This window comes from Candidatus Thiodiazotropha sp. AKAK2 (genome assembly GCF_058244685.1).
In genome coordinates this window covers 50,480-67,548 of record NZ_JBSYOP010000030.1, presented here as the reverse complement: position 1 = coordinate 67,548, position 17,069 = coordinate 50,480, and the positions used below count along the sequence as shown (strand labels likewise).

The window sequence follows — 17,069 nt, the reverse complement described above, 5'->3', positions numbered from 1 at the left end:
CTGACTCACACCTCACTCCTTCTTTGCCGTTGTTTTATCTTCCCCAGATAGGCCGATTTCATCGCCGCTTCAAAGGCCTGATTGGTGGGATACTCAAAACCGAATACCGGTTGCCACAGATCGTGGTTTTCCATGCACAAATAGAAAAACACATCCTTATGCCAGGGCTGCAACGACTGATAGGCAAATGAGAACATCTCCTGCTTGATCGCCTTCGGGTAGGAGAGTTTGCCGTCGCTCTCCACCCAGGGCATCTGCAGTATCTTGCTCTGAAAACCTTTGCGCGCGCGCAGCTTTTTGATCACCGGCTTGATATAGGTGAGGGTACCCAGAGAGAGCAGCACCACCTCCTCGGCAGTGAACTCATCCAGCAGGCGCTGGAAGAGCGCTGCGTACTCCTCGTGCCAGTTGTCGTAGTGAATCATCGGGTGGAGATGAAATCCGATCAACGCCCCGTGGTCGGCAATCCGCCGCGCACACATCAGGCGCTCATCCAGGGAAGCGGTCAAATGCTCTTCATGGGCGATCAGGGTGGGGGTATTGAGTGACCAGGTGCAGAGCAGATTGTCTGGCAGATCCCGCTTCAACAGATGCTGGATGTTTTTCGATTTACTCTTCAACTCCAGAATCACATTCGGGTGCTGCCAGGCAAACTCCAGCAGAGCATCGAGTATGCCGCCCTGATTGCCCCACATCAGGGAGTCGGAGGATTGTCCGGTACCGATGTGATAGAAGCGATCCGGGTCGATCTCCAGTTGTGCCAGTTTTTCCGGAAAGCGGCTGTCGAAGCGGACTTCATCACCGTGATAGAAAGACTGAATGCTGCAGTAACTGCAATCGAAACCACAGTTCTCCACCGCATCCAGGGTCAGCAGATTACAACAGCGGGTCCGCGGGGATGCCACCGGACAGGGTCCCAGCCCCAGTTTCCGCTTCTCAACGTCAACCCGGCGGATTCGCTGCTCCGCCCGCGCTGGGGTCAATGGAATGGCGGGGTAGTGGTTAGGTTTTTCGCGCAATCCCTGCCAGGCTGCCCGCAGATGATCGAGGAACAGCTTGCGCCGCTGTTTGGGGGCCAGCTCGAGAGGAACATCCGCTGCCCAGTATTGCGCCAGCTCACCCTCACCCCACATCGCCAGATCGGCGGCCATGTCACACAGCTGCCTCAGCTCCTGTTGGGTGAAGCGGTGCCGGTTTGCCTGTTGTTCGATAAATTGCTGCTGGGTCGGGGCCAGGCGGTCGATGCCGGCCTGCTTGAGCAGCGTGGTGACTCGTGCCTGTTCGGCTGAGGAGTGGGTCATGCCTAGACGCCTCACCGCTTGCGCGACACAAACTTCTTCAGTCGCTGGCGCTTCTGTATCTGACGCTTGGTGAGTTTGTTCTGCTTGCCCTGAAAAGGATTGTCGCCGGAACGGAACTCAATGCGTATCGGGGTACCCCGCAGTTTGAGAACCGTGCGGAAGCGGGAGATCAGATAGCGTTTGTAGCCATCCGGAACCCGCTCTGTCTGATTGCCGTGAATCACGATCAGCGGCGGGTTCTTCCCCCCCTGATGGGCATAGCGCAGCTTGATCCGCCGGCCGTGGACCAGCGGCGGTTGATGCTCTTCCACCAGAGCTTCCAGAATCCGCGTCAGTTCAGGGGTGGCCAGATCCCGCATGGCGCTTTTATAGACCTGATCCACCAGACCGAACAGATCGCCAACACCGGAACCATGCAGGGCGGAGATATAGTGGCGCCGGGCAAAACTCAGAAACGGCAGTTTGCGTTCGATTTCGGTTTTGATCCACTGCCGTTGATCCTGGGACAGGCCATCCCATTTGTTGATCACCAGAATCAATGCCCGGCCGCTCTCCAGCACATGACCGGCCAGGGTGGCGTCCTGCTCACCGATCTCCTGCTGGGCATCCAGTACCAGCAGCACCACATTGGCCTCCTGCATTGATTGCAGTGTCTTGATGATGCTGAATTTTTCGATCGCTTCCTTGATCCTGGCACGGCGTCTGACACCGGCGGTATCGATCAGGGTGTAGCGTTTTTCATTGCGGGTGATCGGAATATAGATGCTGTCCCTGGTGGTACCAGGCTGATCGTAGGCCACCACCCGCTCTTCGCCCAGCAGACGATTGACCAGGGTGGATTTGCCGACGTTGGGGCGACCCACCACAGCGATCTGAATCCCCTTCTCCTCATCCGCACCCGCCCCTTCCGGAGGTGGAAACTGGCTCAGAATGTCGTCAATCAGGGTACGAACCCCGCGTCCATGAACCGCAGCGATGGCAATCGGATCACCCAGCCCCAGACGATAGAAATCGCTGGCGGCGAGGGTCTCATCCAGCCCTTCGCTCTTATTCACCGCGACGGTGACAGGTTTGCCGGTCTTGCGCAGCTGTTGGGCGATGATCTCATCCCCGCCGGTACACCCTTCACGGCCATCCAGCAGAAACAGAATATGGTCCGCTTCACCGATCGCCTGATGCACCTGTTGCTCCATCAGTTGATCGATACCCAACTGATCGCCGCTGATCCCTCCGGTATCCACCACCACATAGGGGTGCTTACCCAGCTTCCCTGTGCCGTACTTGCGATCACGGGTCAATCCGGGCTGGTCGGCCACCAGCGCATCGCGACTGCGGGTCAAGCGATTGAAGAGTGTGGACTTACCCACATTGGGGCGTCCAACCAGAGCGATCACCGGTAACATCAGGGTGTCTCGGCATTCAAGGGGTGGGCCTTCAGGGCGGTCAGGGTTCCCCCCTCATCCAGGATATAGACTCGATCATCGATCACCAGGGGTTGATAGCGTATTGCATCACTTCCCAGTTTGATCCGCGCCATCTGATGCCCATCCTCCTGGGAGAGCCAATGAACATAACCGTCCAGATCACCAACTACCAGATAGTCCCCCACCATTGCGGGAGCGGTCAGGCGCCGGGCATGCATCGCCTTCTGTTGCCATAGGGTAGCCCCATTGGTGGCATCCAGCGACCAGACATGATCCTCGTCATCGGTCACAAACAGTTGTCGCCAGGAGGCATCCAGACCCGCATGGGATGAGATCTCCCGACGCCAAAGCACCACACCGCTCGATTCGGAGACCGCTGCGACCTCACCCTGAAAGGCGGCCACATAGGCTGTCCCTTCCACCAGTTTCGGATCGGAATCGATATCGACCACCCGCTCCAGTTCAGTACGCCCCTTGGGGGTGGAGATCGACGCCTCCCAGGCCACCAATCCCGCATCCAGGGTCAGACCGATCAGCTTGCCACCGGCAAACCCGGAGATTACCAGCGAATCGCTGATCATTGGAGAGCTGTCACCACGCAAGGACAATACAGGAACACTGCGATCGTAGAGCCAGCGCTGCTCGCCACTGTCGGCGGAAAAAGCGGCCACACCACCATCACCGGTTCTGCAGACCACGGAGCCACCACCGATGGCAGGCACCGACAACACTTCGCTTCCGACCCGTTTGCGCCAGCGCAACTCTCCTGCTTCGCTATCGAGTACGATCAGTTCCGCTTCCATGGTACCCACAGCCAGCAGACCCTCTGCCAGGCCGGGACCACCACTCAGCGGACTCTCGGTATCCACCGACCAGAGCTCGTCACCGCTCTTGGCATCCAGGGCATAGACTTCACCGGAGGGCTCGGCAAGATAGATCACCCCAGTCTGGTAGGCTGGCGGCAGCTTCAGCTGCGCCCCGTCACCCCCTTCAAAATCCTCATCCCAAAGGGTTTCGATGCGCAGCTCCGGCTCCAGCTCAACCAGCTCAGAGGGGGGATCCGTATTGTCGGTACCGGTAAAAAGGCTGCAACCGGTCAGCAGCAGCAAAGGCAGCCAGATCAGAACACGATGCATGGCCATTTCAGGGTTTGGCAATGGCCAGATCGTCAAGCTTCATCTGCAGCAGTGAACGATCATTGACCTCATGGGTCATCGCTTCGGTATAGGCCGCTGCAGCCCCTTCAAGATCCCCTTTCGCATGGGCGATATCCCCGCGCACCACGGCGAATTCTCCGGCAAAACTGCCGCTGGTAACACCGACCTGCTGTTCCGCACCGGCCAGGTCACCCTCATCCAGCAGGATTCTGGCCAGACTGAGTTGTGCCATCTGGATCAGCGCGGGCACTTTGCCCTGCTGAATGATCCCGCTCAGCTTCTGCTTTGCCAGATCGTTCTCCCCGGCTTCCATATGCAACCGAGCTTCCGAAAGCGCGGCAAAGGTGGCATAGCTGCTGCCTTCAAAATTCTGTTTCAGCAGCTCAGCCTGTTTGCTTGCAGATGGACTGTCGCCACGCTGTACGGCACCCACCAGCTGACTGAACGCTGTAGAGGCCTCGGCACCGACACGATCCTGGTAGTTACCCCAGGCCTGCCAGCCGAATACGCCACCCAGCCCGATCACCAAGCCGGCAATTACCGAGGTGCCATTCTCTTTCCACCAGCGTTTTATGGCCTCGACCTGTTCTTCTTCGGTCTGATATGTACTCATAATGCTCTAACCCATTAAAGTCATTTGATTGTTGATGATAGGTCGTGCTTACTGATTACCCGGCAAGGATCTCAGCAAGGGTCGACTCAAGTTCTGATATTCCAATCTGGCGCTGTTCGCCACCGCGTAACGGTTTCAGGATGATCTCCTGTTTCTGCAGCTCATCCTCGCCCAGGATCAGGGCAAAACGGGCCAGGCTCTTATCCGCCTTTTTCAGTTGGCTCTTGAAACCGCCACCTCCGCAGTGACTGATCAGTCGCAGTACGGGCAGACGATCCCGCAGCTGTTCCGCCAGCTTGACGCCCTCCCGTTCAGGCGCCTGCCCAAGGGTCACCAGATAGACGTCAGGAACCGACAGACGTTCCATCACATCGGTCTCTTCCAGCAGCGCGATCAACCGCTCCAGCCCCATCGCAAATCCCACCGCCGGGGTCTCTCTGCCGCCCAGCTGCTTCACCAGACCATCATAGCGACCGCCGGCGCATACCGTACCCTGGGCGCCCAAAGCGTCGGTGATCCATTCGAACACGGTCCGGCTGTAGTAATCCAGGCCGCGTACCAGCCGGGGATTTTCCACATACGCCACTCCGGCATCATCCAGTCCCTGGCAGATCGCCTGATAGTGGGCGAGCGACTCTTCCCCCAGGTGCTGCATCAGGGTTGGCGCCTGGGCGATCAGCTCTGCCATGGCGGGGTTTTTACTGTCGAGAATCCGCAACGGATTGGTTTCCAGCCTGCGCTTACTGTCCTCATCCAGCAGTTCCAGGTGCTGTTTGAAGTAGTCGACCAGCTGATCCCGATACGCTGCCCGCTCTGCCGGCGTGCCCAGGGTGTTGATCTGCAGCTGCAGATCCTTAAGACCCAGCTCACGCCAGATCCTGGCGGTGATCAAAATCAGTTCAAGATCGATATCCGGCCCGCTCATACCGAAGCTCTCAACCCCGATCTGATGAAACTGACGATAACGCCCCTTCTGCGGGCGCTCATGGCGAAACATCGGGCCCTGATACCAGAGTCTCTGGGTCTGGTTGAAGATCAGGCCGTGTTCCAGTCCAGCGCGCACACATCCGGCCGTGCCCTCCGGACGCAGGGTGAGACTGTCCCCATTGCGGTCCTCGAAGGTATACATCTCCTTCTCCACGATATCGGTCACCTCACCGATGGAGCGCTTGAAAAGGTCAGTCATCTCAACAATTGGCATACGGATTTCCGCATACCCATAGCGGTTCAATACCGAGCGCACCCGGTCTTCGAGAAACTGCCAGACAGGGGTCTGCTGGGGCAGGATGTCCTTCATCCCGCGGATGGCCTGGATCTGCTTTGCCATTTGGACTCAAAAATATGGATAAAAGCAGGCAAGATTAACATGTTATCTTGGCCTGGTGTACTGTCTGATGCGAATGCGTGAAATCTGTGGGGCAGCGGACCATCGGTCACCAGCAGAACGGCTGATCGATTCTGTGCCGCTCAGCGAAACGCTAGCAGAGTATTTCGGGAAAACTGCTACAGCTTATCGGGATCCAGGGTGAAGCGGGCTACTTTGCCACGTGTGAACGGGGCGAGATCGAAGGGTTGACCGTCAATCGTCAGGGTCACTACCGCAACATCGCCCAACACCACACTGAACGGACCGTAGTCACTGCTCAGGCGCCGCTTGGTGCCACTGCGCATCTCGCCGATGATCCGGGCTTTCCCATCCAGGCTTCTGACCTCAGTCCAACAGGGACCCTCGAAGCTGAACAGCAGTGACTTTGAGCGGCTCTCGACCGCTGCAGGTGGCTCTTCAACGGCCGCTACGGGCTCAATCTGAGCGGGCTCCATCTCCACCACCTCAGGTTCAGGTTGGGGCTCAGCCGACTCTGGCATCGGGGTGGTTTGCTGAGGTTGCGGATCGGCAGCTACCGGCTCCTCCATGGCTTCGCTCCGCAGGGGTGCAGCCGTCTCCTCAAGCTCAGGCCGGGGATCATCCAGGAGATGTGGCTCGTCTTGTAGTCCACCCACCGCATCGACCGGCCTAGCGGTATCGGCCGGCGGCTTCGCCATTGGCAACTCCTGCGGCTGACTCTCCTCAGTAATCGGAAAAGGTTCAGGCGGTTCCAGTTCGGCCCGGGTCTGCCACCAGAAGAAAAGTAATGCAGCCAAAGCGATGACAATGCCCCAGGTTACCAGACGCATCAACCCATGACTGCTGTGTATGGTTTTGCCCTCACCACGCTCAGGATTGTTCAGGGTCGTCTGTTCCTCGATCTCTGGAAAGAGTCGCTGATAGGCAGCGACGACAGCATCCTCTTGCAGACCGACCAAGCGGGCATAGTTCCTGAGATAGCCTTGCACGAACACCGGCCCCGGCAGGCTGTCGTATTCGTCCCGCTCAAGGGCATCAACGATGTTGGATTGGAGGTGGAGTTGCGCTGCTACTGATGCGGCACTCATGTCCTGTCGCTCACGGGCCTTTTTCAGCAGTGAACCAGGTCCCTGCTCGGAGGCAGATACTGCTTTATCCTGATCGTCATTTTTGGCTTGGTTCATTGCACTTCTTCAGCTTGGTAGAGCATCTGTATCTCTGGCGCATCAGGAAATTCGGCGAACAACTTGCCTTTGTATTCGTCTGCCTTGGCCAAATCCTTGAGTCTCTTCTCAATCTTTATACCAAGCAAAAGAGAGGCAGCAGACGGCCTCGACTCACCGTGATAGCGCTCCAGATAAGCACGTGCGGATAGGTCCTTTTGCTGCTCCAGTGAAAGCTCCGCCATCTGATAAAGGGCCGTGGCGTATTTCGGATTGGCCGTCAACGCCCGGCGATAGTAGTTTTCCGCCTTTGACTTTTCACCGGCACGCTCACGACAGAGCCCCGCGTTGGTCAGTGCCACCCAGGGTGTGGGATAGAGCGGATTGGCCAGAGCCCGCTGAAAATCGAACTCCGCTTCCTCCAGTCTGCCCTGCTTACAGTAGAAACTGCCTCGGGCGTTGCGGATATAGGGGTCCTGTCCATCCAGCTTGATCGCCTCTTCATAGTGGATCCCGGCCAACTGTTGATTGCCCAGTCGCTCATAGAGAATCGCGATCACATTGTGTGCCTGGGGATAATCATCATCGACCTTGATCGCTTTCTTGAGCTTTTTCAGCGCCACTGCGGATTGGCCATCACGCATATACTCGATGCCCATATCCACATAGATCTTGGCCGGACTGTTACGCTTCTCGCGCCCGAGGCTGCCGGTGGTATCTGCACTCTTCTGTTGCGTGGCGCATCCTGACAGTAGCAGCACGAGGAGGAAGGTGAAGATCACCCGGCTAGCAGAGATTGATTTCATGAAACACCTTGTTTGAGACTATCCAGCCGCTCAAAACGCAGCTGTCGACTGCTGCGATCCCTGACCTTACCCACCAACTGCCCACAGGCCGCATCGATATCATCACCCCGGGTTTTACGGGTTGTGGCAATAATGCCTGAGCGTTTCAGACGCATCCGGAAAGCTTCAACCCGATCCGCCGGCGAGGCCTTGTAATCGGTACCCGGAAATGGATTGAATGGAATCAGGTTGACTTTGGAGGGAGTCCCTTCCAGCAGCCGTATCAAGGCCTTGGCATGAGCCAGGGAGTCATTCACCCCATCCAGCATGACATACTCCCAGGTCACCTTGCGCCGCTTATCCCCGCGCACGAATTCGCGACAGGCCGGGATCAACTCCTCCAGGGGATACTTGCGGTTGATCGGCACCAGCTGATCGCGCAACTGATTGTCCGGTGCATGCAGGGAGACCGCCAGACTGATGTCACAGACCTCCCTGAGGCGTTGCAGACCGGGCACGATACCGGAGGTGCTGACGGTCACCCGGTATTTGGAGACCATATAGGCCAGATCATCCTGCATGATATTCATGGCGGTGATCACCGCCTCCAGATTGGCCAGCGGCTCACCCATTCCCATCATTACGATATTACTCGGCGGCTCACCCAGTTCACGGGCCGCCACCCAGACCTGGCCGATGATTTCAGCAACCGTTAGATTGCGATTGAAACCCTGTCTGGCGGTAGAACAGAAGGAGCAATCCAGGGCACAACCGACCTGGGAGGAGACACAGATGGTGCTACGTCCATTATCCGGTATATAGACCGTTTCGATGCGTTGACCGTCCTCCAGTTCGAGCAGCCATTTACGGGTGCCATCCTGTGCCGGCTGTTCCAGCGCCAAGCGCGGGATCGTGATCTCAGCCACCTGCTGCAACTGCTCCCGCAGGCGTTTCGAGATATCGGTCATGGCATTGAAATCCACAACCCCATGCTTATGGATCCATTTGAATACATTGCGACCATGAAATGCCTTCGAACCGAGCGCCACAAAAAAGCGCTCCATCTCTTGCAGATCAAGATTTAAAAGGTTGGTTTTTGTCACTTCGTTAGCCAATTCGAGTGGTTCGCAATAGGGTATGGTGATACCGGTTTCGAGGAAAACACATAAAATTACAGTGCGTTAGTTTAGACCTGCTGGAGCGGACTGGCAATTGCGCATGGTCAGTATGAGACACCACACCGGATTTCCCGCTCACAGCAGTCTTTTAACCAGGTTGATATCCTGCAACTGCTCGATTTTGGACAATACCCGGCTTAACTGATTCATATCCTGGACCTCTATGGTGAAGCGCATGGTTGCGGTATCGGTCTTTCGGTCACTGTTGGTATTGACGCCACTCACATCGATATTCTCATTGGTAAGGACCGCTGAGATGTCCCTGAGCAATCCCTTTCTGTCACTCGCGGTGACCATGAAGTCCACCGCATACTGAGTCTCCTGCTGCTCTTCGCTCCAGTGCACCGCCACCAACCGGTCCTGTTCATCATCAGGCATCGCCCGCACATTGGGACAGTCACGACGGTGAACGGTAACTCCGCGTCCACGGGTAACATAGCCGATGATGGCATCGTAGGGGACAGGTTTGCAGCAGCGGGCAATCGTGGTCATCAGATCGTCAACCCCGGCAACCACCACTTCCCCCTTGGCCACCCCGGACGACTTGCTCGAATCGGGAATCGCCCTGGAACGGGGTGCCGGCCTCTCCCGACCACCGAAACCGGCGACCTGGATTGGCGACAGATCACCGCGACCGATGGCCGCGTAGACATCCTCCCCATGCTGCAGGTTATGTTTCGCCGCAACCTTCTCCAGATCGGGTTTTTCACTGATCGAGAGCCGGGTCATCTCCCGCTCCAGCGCTGAGCGCCCCAGCTCCACATGGTGTTCGTAATCAAGCTGTTTGAACCACTGCTTGACCCGGTTTCTCGCCTTCGAGCTGTGCAGATAACCCAGATGGGGGTTGATCCAATCACGGCTTGGCGTGCCGTTCTTGGCAGTCAGGATCTCAACCATCTCGCCACTGCGCAGTGCACGGTTCAGTTGTACGATATGGCCATCAACCCGGGCGCCACGACAGGTATGGCCGATGTCGGTGTGGATCGAATAGGCAAAATCGAGCGGTGTCGAGTTCTTCGGCAGCTCGACCACCTTGCCCATCGGCGTCAATACATAGATGCGGGTCGACTCCATCTCCTGATCGAAGGCGTCCTGCAGTCCGTCGGTCTCCTCGCCAAAATCCTTTTTCTCCAGCCACTGCCGCATCCAGACGATGCGCCGCTCAAAGTCCTTATCCTGCTTGGCAGCCTCTTTGTAGCGCCAGTGGGCCGCCACCCCCAACTCCGCATGGTGGTGCATGTCCCGGGTTCGGATCTGAACTTCCAGGGTCTTCTCTTCCGGACCAATCACGGCGGTGTGAATTGAACGATAGAGGTTAGCCTTCGGTGTGGCGATGTAGTCATCGAACTCACCGGGAATATGTTTCCACAAGCCATGCACCACACCCAGTGCTGCATAGCATTGGGCTATGTCATCCACCAGTACGCGCACCGCCCGCAGATCGAAAATCTGTTCGATATCGACCGCCTTGCGCTGCATCTTTTTCCAGATACTGAAGATATGTTTGGGACGACCGCTGATTTCCGCGTGCACACCGGCGGCAAGAAACTTTTCCTTGAGCAGCTCCATGACCTCTTTGATGAACAGTTCACGGTCGCTGCGGCGCCCGTCCAGCTGACTGGCGATACGTTTGTAATCCTCGGGGTGGAGAAAGCGCAGCGCCAGATCCTCCAACTCCCATTTGACCTGCCAGATACCCAGCCGGTTGGCTAACGGGGCGTAGATATCCTGGGTCTCTTTGGCCACTCGCCGGCGCTGTTCAGGCGCGAGGCTGCGGGCGGTGCGCATCAGTTGCAGCTGCTCAGCAACCACCACCAGAATGACCCGCACATCCTCAGCGATACCCAGCAGCAGACGACGCAGATTTTCCGCATGCTGCTGCGCCTCTTCCTCGGTAATTTCACGGGAGGTGTCGGTCAGCGTGCCGATCCGCCCCAGATCGTCAACCATCTTGGCCGTGCTGATGCCGACTTTGCGCTGCAGCTTTTCAAGACTGAGCTGCGGATCATTCAACACCCCCAGCAGCATGGCCGCGGCAACCGTCTCCCGGTCCATGTGCAGTTGAGCGAGAATCTCCGCCACACTCAGGGCATGACGCAGCTGGCGCTCGCCATCGACCGCCTGTCGGTTCGATTGAACCTGCAGAGCAATCTCGGCAGCACCCCGGAAGTAGTCCCGGTCATCTGTGTCGAACTCATCGGGCAGCATCTCCAGCCAGCGATCAATGGCTGGGCTATCGATTAACTCGCCTTCAGGCAAGCTGCTGTTGGTGGTGACCATCTCTGTCGCTAGGGCCTAGTGGATTTCAGTCAAGCATGTGACTGACCAGGCCATCCGCCAGCTTGGGTTCGAACCAGGTCGACTTAGGCGGCATCACTTCATCCGCATCGGCCACAGCCATCAGATCCTCCATGCGAGTGGGATAGAGAGAGAATGCGACGGCCATCTCTCCGGAATCGACCCGTTTCTCCAACCCGGCCAAACCGCGGATACCGCCGACAAAATCGATTCGCGCATCGCGCCGGGGATCGCTGATACCCAGCACCGGCTCGATCAGGTGGTTGGCCAGCAGGCTGACATCGAGCCGGGCCACCGGGTCATCCGTCGGCACCTTGTCCGGATTGAGCGTCAGCCGGTACCACTGCTTGTCCAGGTACATACCGAACTCGGCCGGTTGCGCCGGCTTCACCGGCTGCTCGCTTGGTTCAACTTGAAAATCGCTCTCAAGTCTGGCGAGAAAGGCCTCTTTATCCAGTCCATTGAGATCCTTGACCACCCGATTGTAGTCCAGAATCTGCATCTGGTTGTGAGGAAAGATGACACTCAGAAAATAGTTGTATGACTCATCACCACTGTGGTTTGGATTGGCCTCTTTGCGTGATGCGCCAACCCTCGAGCCTGCGGCTGAACGGTGGTGTCCATCCGCCACATAGAGGGCACCCATGGCATCGAACAGCTCCGTCAAACGGGCCACGGTAGCATCATCATCCAGCACCCAGATCTCGTGCCGAACCTGATCCGCAGCGGTGACATCCATGGCCGGCTTGGCCTGGGAGACCTGACTCAGAATCCGGTCGACCTCAGGGGCACTTGGGTAGACAAGAAACACCGGCCCGGTCTGGGCATTCAGTGCATCCACCTGACGCACCCGGTCATCCTCTTTCGCCGGACGGGTGAACTCATGCTTCTTGATCCGGTTCTGGTCATAGGCAGCGACCGAGGCCGCCGCTGCGAGTCCGGTCTGAACATGATCCCCCATGGTCAGGCGATAGACATAGTAACAGGGCTTGGTATCACGGATCAGAACCCCATCCTGCTGCATCCTGGCAAGATTCTCGGCCGCTTTTTGATAGACCTCAGGCGCATAAGGATCTGTCCCCTGCGGCAGGTCGATCTCAGGCCTGGAGATATGCAGAAAGCTCCACGCCCGACCTTCTGCCATCTGCCGAGCTTCCGCCTCATTCATGACATCATATGGCGGTGCGGCGACATCGGCAGCACGACCCTCGGCAGGACGAAGTCCGGGAAAAGCTCTGATCAGCGGCATGGGTGTTTCCTCATGGTCTGTAGGGCACGCTCTGGCCCAAGTGGTATGCGAGGGGGGATTGTTTCAAAAGAGATAAGGAGGAATCAAGCGATGGGCTCAATCGATGTCAGAAAAATCCTACCTAAAAATGAGAACAAACCTGCATCTTATCAGGGGTTATTCACTTAGACTTTAACCGTCGCAGAGAAGGATGCCACGGATAAGGTGCACATGAACATGGAAGTATAGGACTGATACCATTTGCCAACCAATCAGTGCGACACAAGATCCTGGTGCCCAAGGAGCGGGTGCCGGGATTTTTTTTGGGCGACCGAAAATTATCCGCTTCTGCATAACCTTCAGTCCTGTCCGGATAGGCCGAGCCAGCTATCCCCTGGGGGACTGATCCACCTTCTGCAGTTCCAGCGATACCGGCCACAACGCCTGTGTGGAATGATCAAACCCCTGCCACAACTGCTGATAGCTCTTGCCCTCCTCAGGATGAATCTCCGCTCCGGCCACTTCCGAGAGGGGCCGCAAGACAAAGGCATAGTGCAATATCTCATCTCTCGGCAAGCGGATGCCATCATGCTCAATAACCTGATCGCCATAGGTCAGCAGGTCGATATCCAGGGTTCTGGCCGTAAACCGGTTCTCATTGCGCACCCGACCGTGGCGCTTCTCAATCTCTTTCAAGCGGCGATTCACAGCTACTGCCGATAAGCTGGTGCAGATACCAACCACAAGATTGAGGAAGTTCTCTCCGACAAATCCCACCGCTTCACTTTCATACACCGGTGAAATGGTCAGATTGCCAAAACTCTCCCGTAAATCATCTATTGCGCTGGGAAGATATCTGCGTGGCGACTGATTGCTGCCAAGGCTTAGCCAGGCCCTGACCCGAGCGGTGTCAGTCACTCCGACTTCTCTCGATGATCACACCCACATCCCGGGCCATACTCACGGCACCGATCTTGTTCAGGGTCAACCTCACCCAGGGGACGTTGAACTCGTGGAGTACGATGTCGGCACAGCGTTCCGCCAGGGTCTCGACCAGCTGGAACTTGCTCTCCCGCACGAAGGAGACCAGACGCTTGCTGACCGCTTTGTAATCCAACGCATCCTCGATGGCGTCCGACTCCGCCGCCTTTTTGATATCGGCCCCCATCTCCAGGTCAAATACCACCGTTTGGGTGATCTCCCGCTCCCAATCGTAGATACCGATGACGGTTTCAATGCGAAGATCACGAATGAAGACGATATCCATAACTCAACAACCACTATTTTGAAAAGCGTCATAGTAGATGAGTATTGATCAAGAGCAAACCCCCGGCTTGACCTGACCCGCTGCCAGAGGTTCCAATGCACCCATGATTATCCACTCTACTATCGTTGTTTTCGCCTATCTGCTCGGCTCGATCTCCAGTGCCATCATCGTTTGTCGCCTGATGGGGCTGCCCGATCCCCGCAGCCAGGGTTCAAATAATCCAGGGGCCACCAATGTGCTGCGAATCGGTGGCAAAAAGGCCGCAGCCATCACCCTCTTCGGGGATATGGTCAAGGGATTGATCCCGATGCTGATCGCCCATCTGTTCGATGCCCCTCCCCTGTTCATCGCACTCACCGGACTGGCCGCATTTCTCGGCCACCTCTACCCCGTGTTTTTCAGCTTCAAGGGGGGTAAGGGGGTCGCCACCGCTCTCGGTGTCCAATTTGGACTCCACTGGGGAGTGGGCCTGGCGGTTGCTCTGGTCTGGCTGTTTACCGCCAAGGTGGTCAACATCTCCTCCCTTTCCGCCCTGATCTCGATGGCATTGGCACCATTTTTCATATGGTTGATCTGGCCTGCCCCAGAGCTGATAGTGATGCAAATCGTCATCAGCGCCATCCTGTTTTGGCGCCACCGTTCCAACATAACCAATCTTATCTCCGGTGCCGAAGGTAAGATCAGCGAGAGTGACAACTAATGCCGAATCCGCGTACCCTGGAATACGCCCAGCAGATCACCTGCATCGATACCCTCTATCAACGCCAGGGTCTGGCTGCCTGCTATCTGCTCGAGTCCGAAGGGGAAGCGGCGTTCATCGATACCGGCACCAGTAACAGTGTGCCCCAACTGATGGCGGTGCTGGAACAGAAAGGGATATCCCCTTCACAGGTCAGATATGTAATCCCCACCCATGTTCATCTGGACCATGCCGGGGGAGCTGGCAATCTGATGAGCCAACTGCCAAATGCCTCTCTGGTGATTCACCCTTACGGGGCCAAGCATCTGATCGATCCCTCGAAGTTGATCGCTGGCGCAACTGCCGTCTACGGCGAGGAGGCGTTCGAAAAGCAGTTCGGGCAATTGATCCCGATCCCGGAAGAGCGGGTCATCCTAGCGCCGGATGGCTTTCGTTGCCACTTCGGCAATCGGGAACTGCTTTGTCTCGACACCCCGGGACATGCACGTCACCACATCTGCATTTTTGATCAACAGAGCCGTGGCCTGTTCACAGGCGATACTTTCGGCCTCTCCTATCCCGAACTCAGCGGCACACAGGGTCCCTTTATCGTACCCACCACCACACCAATCCAACTCGACCCGGACGCCTGGTATGAGACCCTGGACCGACTGATGGAGCTGAAGCCAGAAAAACTCTACCTCACCCACTTCGGTGAAGTCAGTGAACCAGAGAAACTGGTCGGACAACTGCGTCAGCATCTGCAGGAGTTCACCGCCATCGCGCTGGCCGCAGTAGAGCAACCGGGAGAGCAAAGGAAAAGTGAGATAGAACGCGCGCTACAGAAGTGGTTGCTGCAAAAGCTAGAGCAGAATGGCAACACCCTCGCAGCTGAGAAAAGCCTTGAACTGACGGCCATGGATCTGGACCTGGACGCCCAGGGCATAGAGGTCTGGCTGGCACGCCGGGAAGAGGCGGCAGCGGGATAGTTTTTAGGTCCACAATTGAATGCCAATAAACGCTAATGGTTTTGCTGATGCTGATATCTTGGCGGCGTTGAATCAAGCCGCAAATGGACGCGAATCACCGCCAAAGGCCGCAAAATAATCACAGGCATGTTGATGTGAGGGGCACCCCAAGCACAAATACGATTTACGACTCTTATTTGCGATTATTTGCGGACTAATACAATAAAAACCTACAGGCTCCCAAGCCAGAATCCATCACCCCGCTTAATCCCGTCCCGACACGAGCGAGAAGCGCAGGTAAAAGCCGATCAGCGGGCCTGACTGTTTGAGCGTAGCGAGTTTCAGGCCTGCCGGCTTTTACCGAGCATCGCAGCGGACCCGAAGGGGCGTGACGGCCGGGCGCCCTTTCTTTTGGTTACTTTTCTTTTGGCGCAAAAGAAAAGTGACTCGCCCAGGAGGGCGAAACAGGGAATTTCAGGCAAGAGAACAGTCGCGAGTGGCAGAGGTTTCTAAGAATTTAGTCCGCCAATAGCCAAAAAATAATCACAGGGCATGTTGATGTGTGGGCCAACACCAATCACTATTACAATTTCGACTCTTATTTGCGTTCATTTGCGGACTGAAACAACATCAACTGGGCGTAGATCCACTCTGATCCCAGGCAAATGTACAATCCAGTCTCGACAGTACATAGACCATCCCCTGCTCTCCATCCCCCATCATCATCGACAGAGGTGTCCGCTGATTGAACAGATGATTACGCTGACGCAACCAGCGCTTACCCATACTCGGATTAGTCGGATAGGTGGTACGCAATGCGTCATTGATTCTGACCAGATAGTCGATCCGTTTCATCATTTCCGGGCTCTCGGGAAAGGCCTTGTTATGTCGATATTGCGCCATCTGGCGCGCCTTGCCGTTGATATCCAGGAGCGACATCATCTCTTCACTGTGCAGCCCCCAGTTGTCGAACAGATTCATGACCCCCCGGGTAATTGCTAGACGGTCATCGATTGAAACAGCGCTACTCTGTTGGGTGGTTTCATTCATCTCGGCTATTACCTACTATTTAACTTGGTTTTTGTCAGTCTAACACGATTGACCCGCTTAAAACCCAAGGAAAACCAAGGTAATTCAGAGTTCCATTCAAGCCTCGCTCTTCCATAACGAATGCCACCAGCGTTTGCGGTTGTTGGGCATCGCCACCGCCGGCAGATCGACCGGCCGGATCTTGCTCAACACCCACCCAGGCAGCGGTGGATTGTCACTGTAGCCGCATGAGACGCCTAGATTGTTCGGATCATAGATCTTGATGAATGACGGTTGTTGCAGATCATCCGCATAGACGATCCCGCAGTACTCCTCATCATGCTCACGTCGCAACAACTCGTCGATGCTTTCGACGAACGTCAGCAGCCTCGATTCATCAGAGGGAAACTCGGGTGGCGGTTCGCCAACCGCATAAACATACCAACCCCCGGCGGCATCAGCTCTCAACACCTGCCACAGGGCATCCAGTTGGTGCCAGCGCAACGCGGAAGTGAAGCTGCCTTTGAAGGCCTTTAAAAAATTATCCTGTTCGTTCATCACCACACCACAAAGAGAATGGAAACTCCGCATCAACGCGGACCATGGGCCGGCCCGCACCAGTATCAGACACGAC

The 17,069-nt window shown here is 56.5% G+C and carries 16 protein-coding genes; 2 read left to right on the top strand and 14 right to left on the bottom strand.

The window, feature by feature from the left end; translation table 11 throughout:
* Nucleotides 1-5: 5 nt before the first annotated feature.
* From AC4IE8_RS13635 to folB, 12 genes are all read right to left on the bottom strand, one after another.
* On the bottom strand, nucleotides 6-1,301 hold the full coding sequence (locus tag AC4IE8_RS13635) for an SPL family radical SAM protein (RefSeq protein WP_490791240.1): 1,296 nt from the start codon (nucleotides 1,299-1,301) through the stop codon (nucleotides 6-8).
* Between the two features lie 11 nt (nucleotides 1,302-1,312).
* The gene (gene der / locus AC4IE8_RS13630) at nucleotides 1,313-2,704 is read right to left on the bottom strand and encodes a ribosome biogenesis GTPase Der (protein WP_490791239.1); all 1,392 of its coding nucleotides are present in this window, start codon (nucleotides 2,702-2,704) and stop codon (nucleotides 1,313-1,315) included.
* A complete protein-coding gene (bamB, locus tag AC4IE8_RS13625) occupies nucleotides 2,704-3,861 on the bottom strand; it encodes an outer membrane protein assembly factor BamB (RefSeq protein ID WP_490791238.1) in 1,158 nt (385 codons plus the stop codon). The genes der and bamB overlap by 1 nt, the downstream gene beginning before the upstream one ends.
* Nucleotides 3,862-3,868: 7 nt before the next feature.
* Complete coding sequence (locus AC4IE8_RS13620) at nucleotides 3,869-4,495, bottom strand: YfgM family protein (RefSeq protein ID WP_068990832.1); 627 nt, start codon at nucleotides 4,493-4,495, stop codon at nucleotides 3,869-3,871.
* Nucleotides 4,496-4,550: 55 nt separating this feature from the next.
* Nucleotides 4,551-5,822, bottom strand: coding sequence for a histidine--tRNA ligase (hisS, locus tag AC4IE8_RS13615; RefSeq protein ID WP_068990829.1), 1,272 nt, complete (start codon nucleotides 5,820-5,822; stop codon nucleotides 4,551-4,553).
* Between the two features lie 176 nt (nucleotides 5,823-5,998).
* Nucleotides 5,999-7,024: a RodZ domain-containing protein gene (locus AC4IE8_RS13610; protein WP_490791237.1), complete on the bottom strand. Its 1,026-nt coding sequence runs from the start codon at nucleotides 7,022-7,024 to the stop codon at nucleotides 5,999-6,001.
* Nucleotides 7,021-7,809: a type IV pilus biogenesis/stability protein PilW gene (gene pilW, locus AC4IE8_RS13605; protein WP_068990817.1), complete on the bottom strand. Its 789-nt coding sequence runs from the start codon at nucleotides 7,807-7,809 to the stop codon at nucleotides 7,021-7,023. Before pilW ends, AC4IE8_RS13610 begins: the two co-directional genes overlap by 4 nt.
* On the bottom strand, nucleotides 7,806-8,891 hold the full coding sequence (gene rlmN / locus AC4IE8_RS13600) for a dual-specificity RNA methyltransferase RlmN (RefSeq protein WP_490791236.1): 1,086 nt from the start codon (nucleotides 8,889-8,891) through the stop codon (nucleotides 7,806-7,808). Before rlmN ends, pilW begins: the two co-directional genes overlap by 4 nt.
* Before the next feature lie 150 nt (nucleotides 8,892-9,041).
* Nucleotides 9,042-11,246: a RelA/SpoT family protein gene (locus tag AC4IE8_RS13595; RefSeq protein WP_068990810.1), complete on the bottom strand. Its 2,205-nt coding sequence runs from the start codon at nucleotides 11,244-11,246 to the stop codon at nucleotides 9,042-9,044.
* A 25-nt stretch (nucleotides 11,247-11,271) separates the two neighbouring features.
* The gene (locus tag AC4IE8_RS13590) at nucleotides 11,272-12,513 is read right to left on the bottom strand and encodes a DUF1015 domain-containing protein (protein WP_490791235.1); all 1,242 of its coding nucleotides are present in this window, start codon (nucleotides 12,511-12,513) and stop codon (nucleotides 11,272-11,274) included.
* A gap of 366 nt (nucleotides 12,514-12,879) precedes the next feature.
* Nucleotides 12,880-13,410, bottom strand: coding sequence for a 2-amino-4-hydroxy-6-hydroxymethyldihydropteridine diphosphokinase (gene folK, locus AC4IE8_RS13585; protein WP_068990798.1), 531 nt, complete (start codon nucleotides 13,408-13,410; stop codon nucleotides 12,880-12,882).
* On the bottom strand, nucleotides 13,403-13,759 hold the full coding sequence (folB, locus tag AC4IE8_RS13580; RefSeq protein WP_068990793.1) for a dihydroneopterin aldolase: 357 nt from the start codon (nucleotides 13,757-13,759) through the stop codon (nucleotides 13,403-13,405). Before folB ends, folK begins: the two co-directional genes overlap by 8 nt.
* 103 nt (nucleotides 13,760-13,862) lie before the next feature.
* On the opposite strand from folB, the gene plsY reads away from it, so the two are divergent.
* Nucleotides 13,863-14,459, top strand: coding sequence for a glycerol-3-phosphate 1-O-acyltransferase PlsY (gene plsY / locus AC4IE8_RS13575; RefSeq protein WP_068990791.1), 597 nt, complete (start codon nucleotides 13,863-13,865; stop codon nucleotides 14,457-14,459).
* Nucleotides 14,459-15,427 carry an MBL fold metallo-hydrolase gene (locus AC4IE8_RS13570; RefSeq protein WP_490791234.1) on the top strand — a complete coding sequence of 323 codons (969 nt, stop codon included), beginning with the start codon at nucleotides 14,459-14,461 and terminating at the stop codon, nucleotides 15,425-15,427. Before plsY ends, AC4IE8_RS13570 begins: the two co-directional genes overlap by 1 nt.
* Nucleotides 15,428-16,036: 609 nt before the next feature.
* On the opposite strand, the gene AC4IE8_RS13565 is transcribed toward AC4IE8_RS13570, so the two are convergent.
* Nucleotides 16,037-16,456 carry an MbcA/ParS/Xre antitoxin family protein gene (locus AC4IE8_RS13565; protein ID WP_068990787.1) on the bottom strand — a complete coding sequence of 140 codons (420 nt, stop codon included), beginning with the start codon at nucleotides 16,454-16,456 and terminating at the stop codon, nucleotides 16,037-16,039.
* A gap of 96 nt (nucleotides 16,457-16,552) precedes the next feature.
* Nucleotides 16,553-16,993, bottom strand: a complete 441-nt coding sequence (locus AC4IE8_RS13560) for a hypothetical protein (protein WP_490791272.1) — start codon at nucleotides 16,991-16,993, stop codon at nucleotides 16,553-16,555.
* Nucleotides 16,994-17,069: the final 76 nt, after the last annotated feature.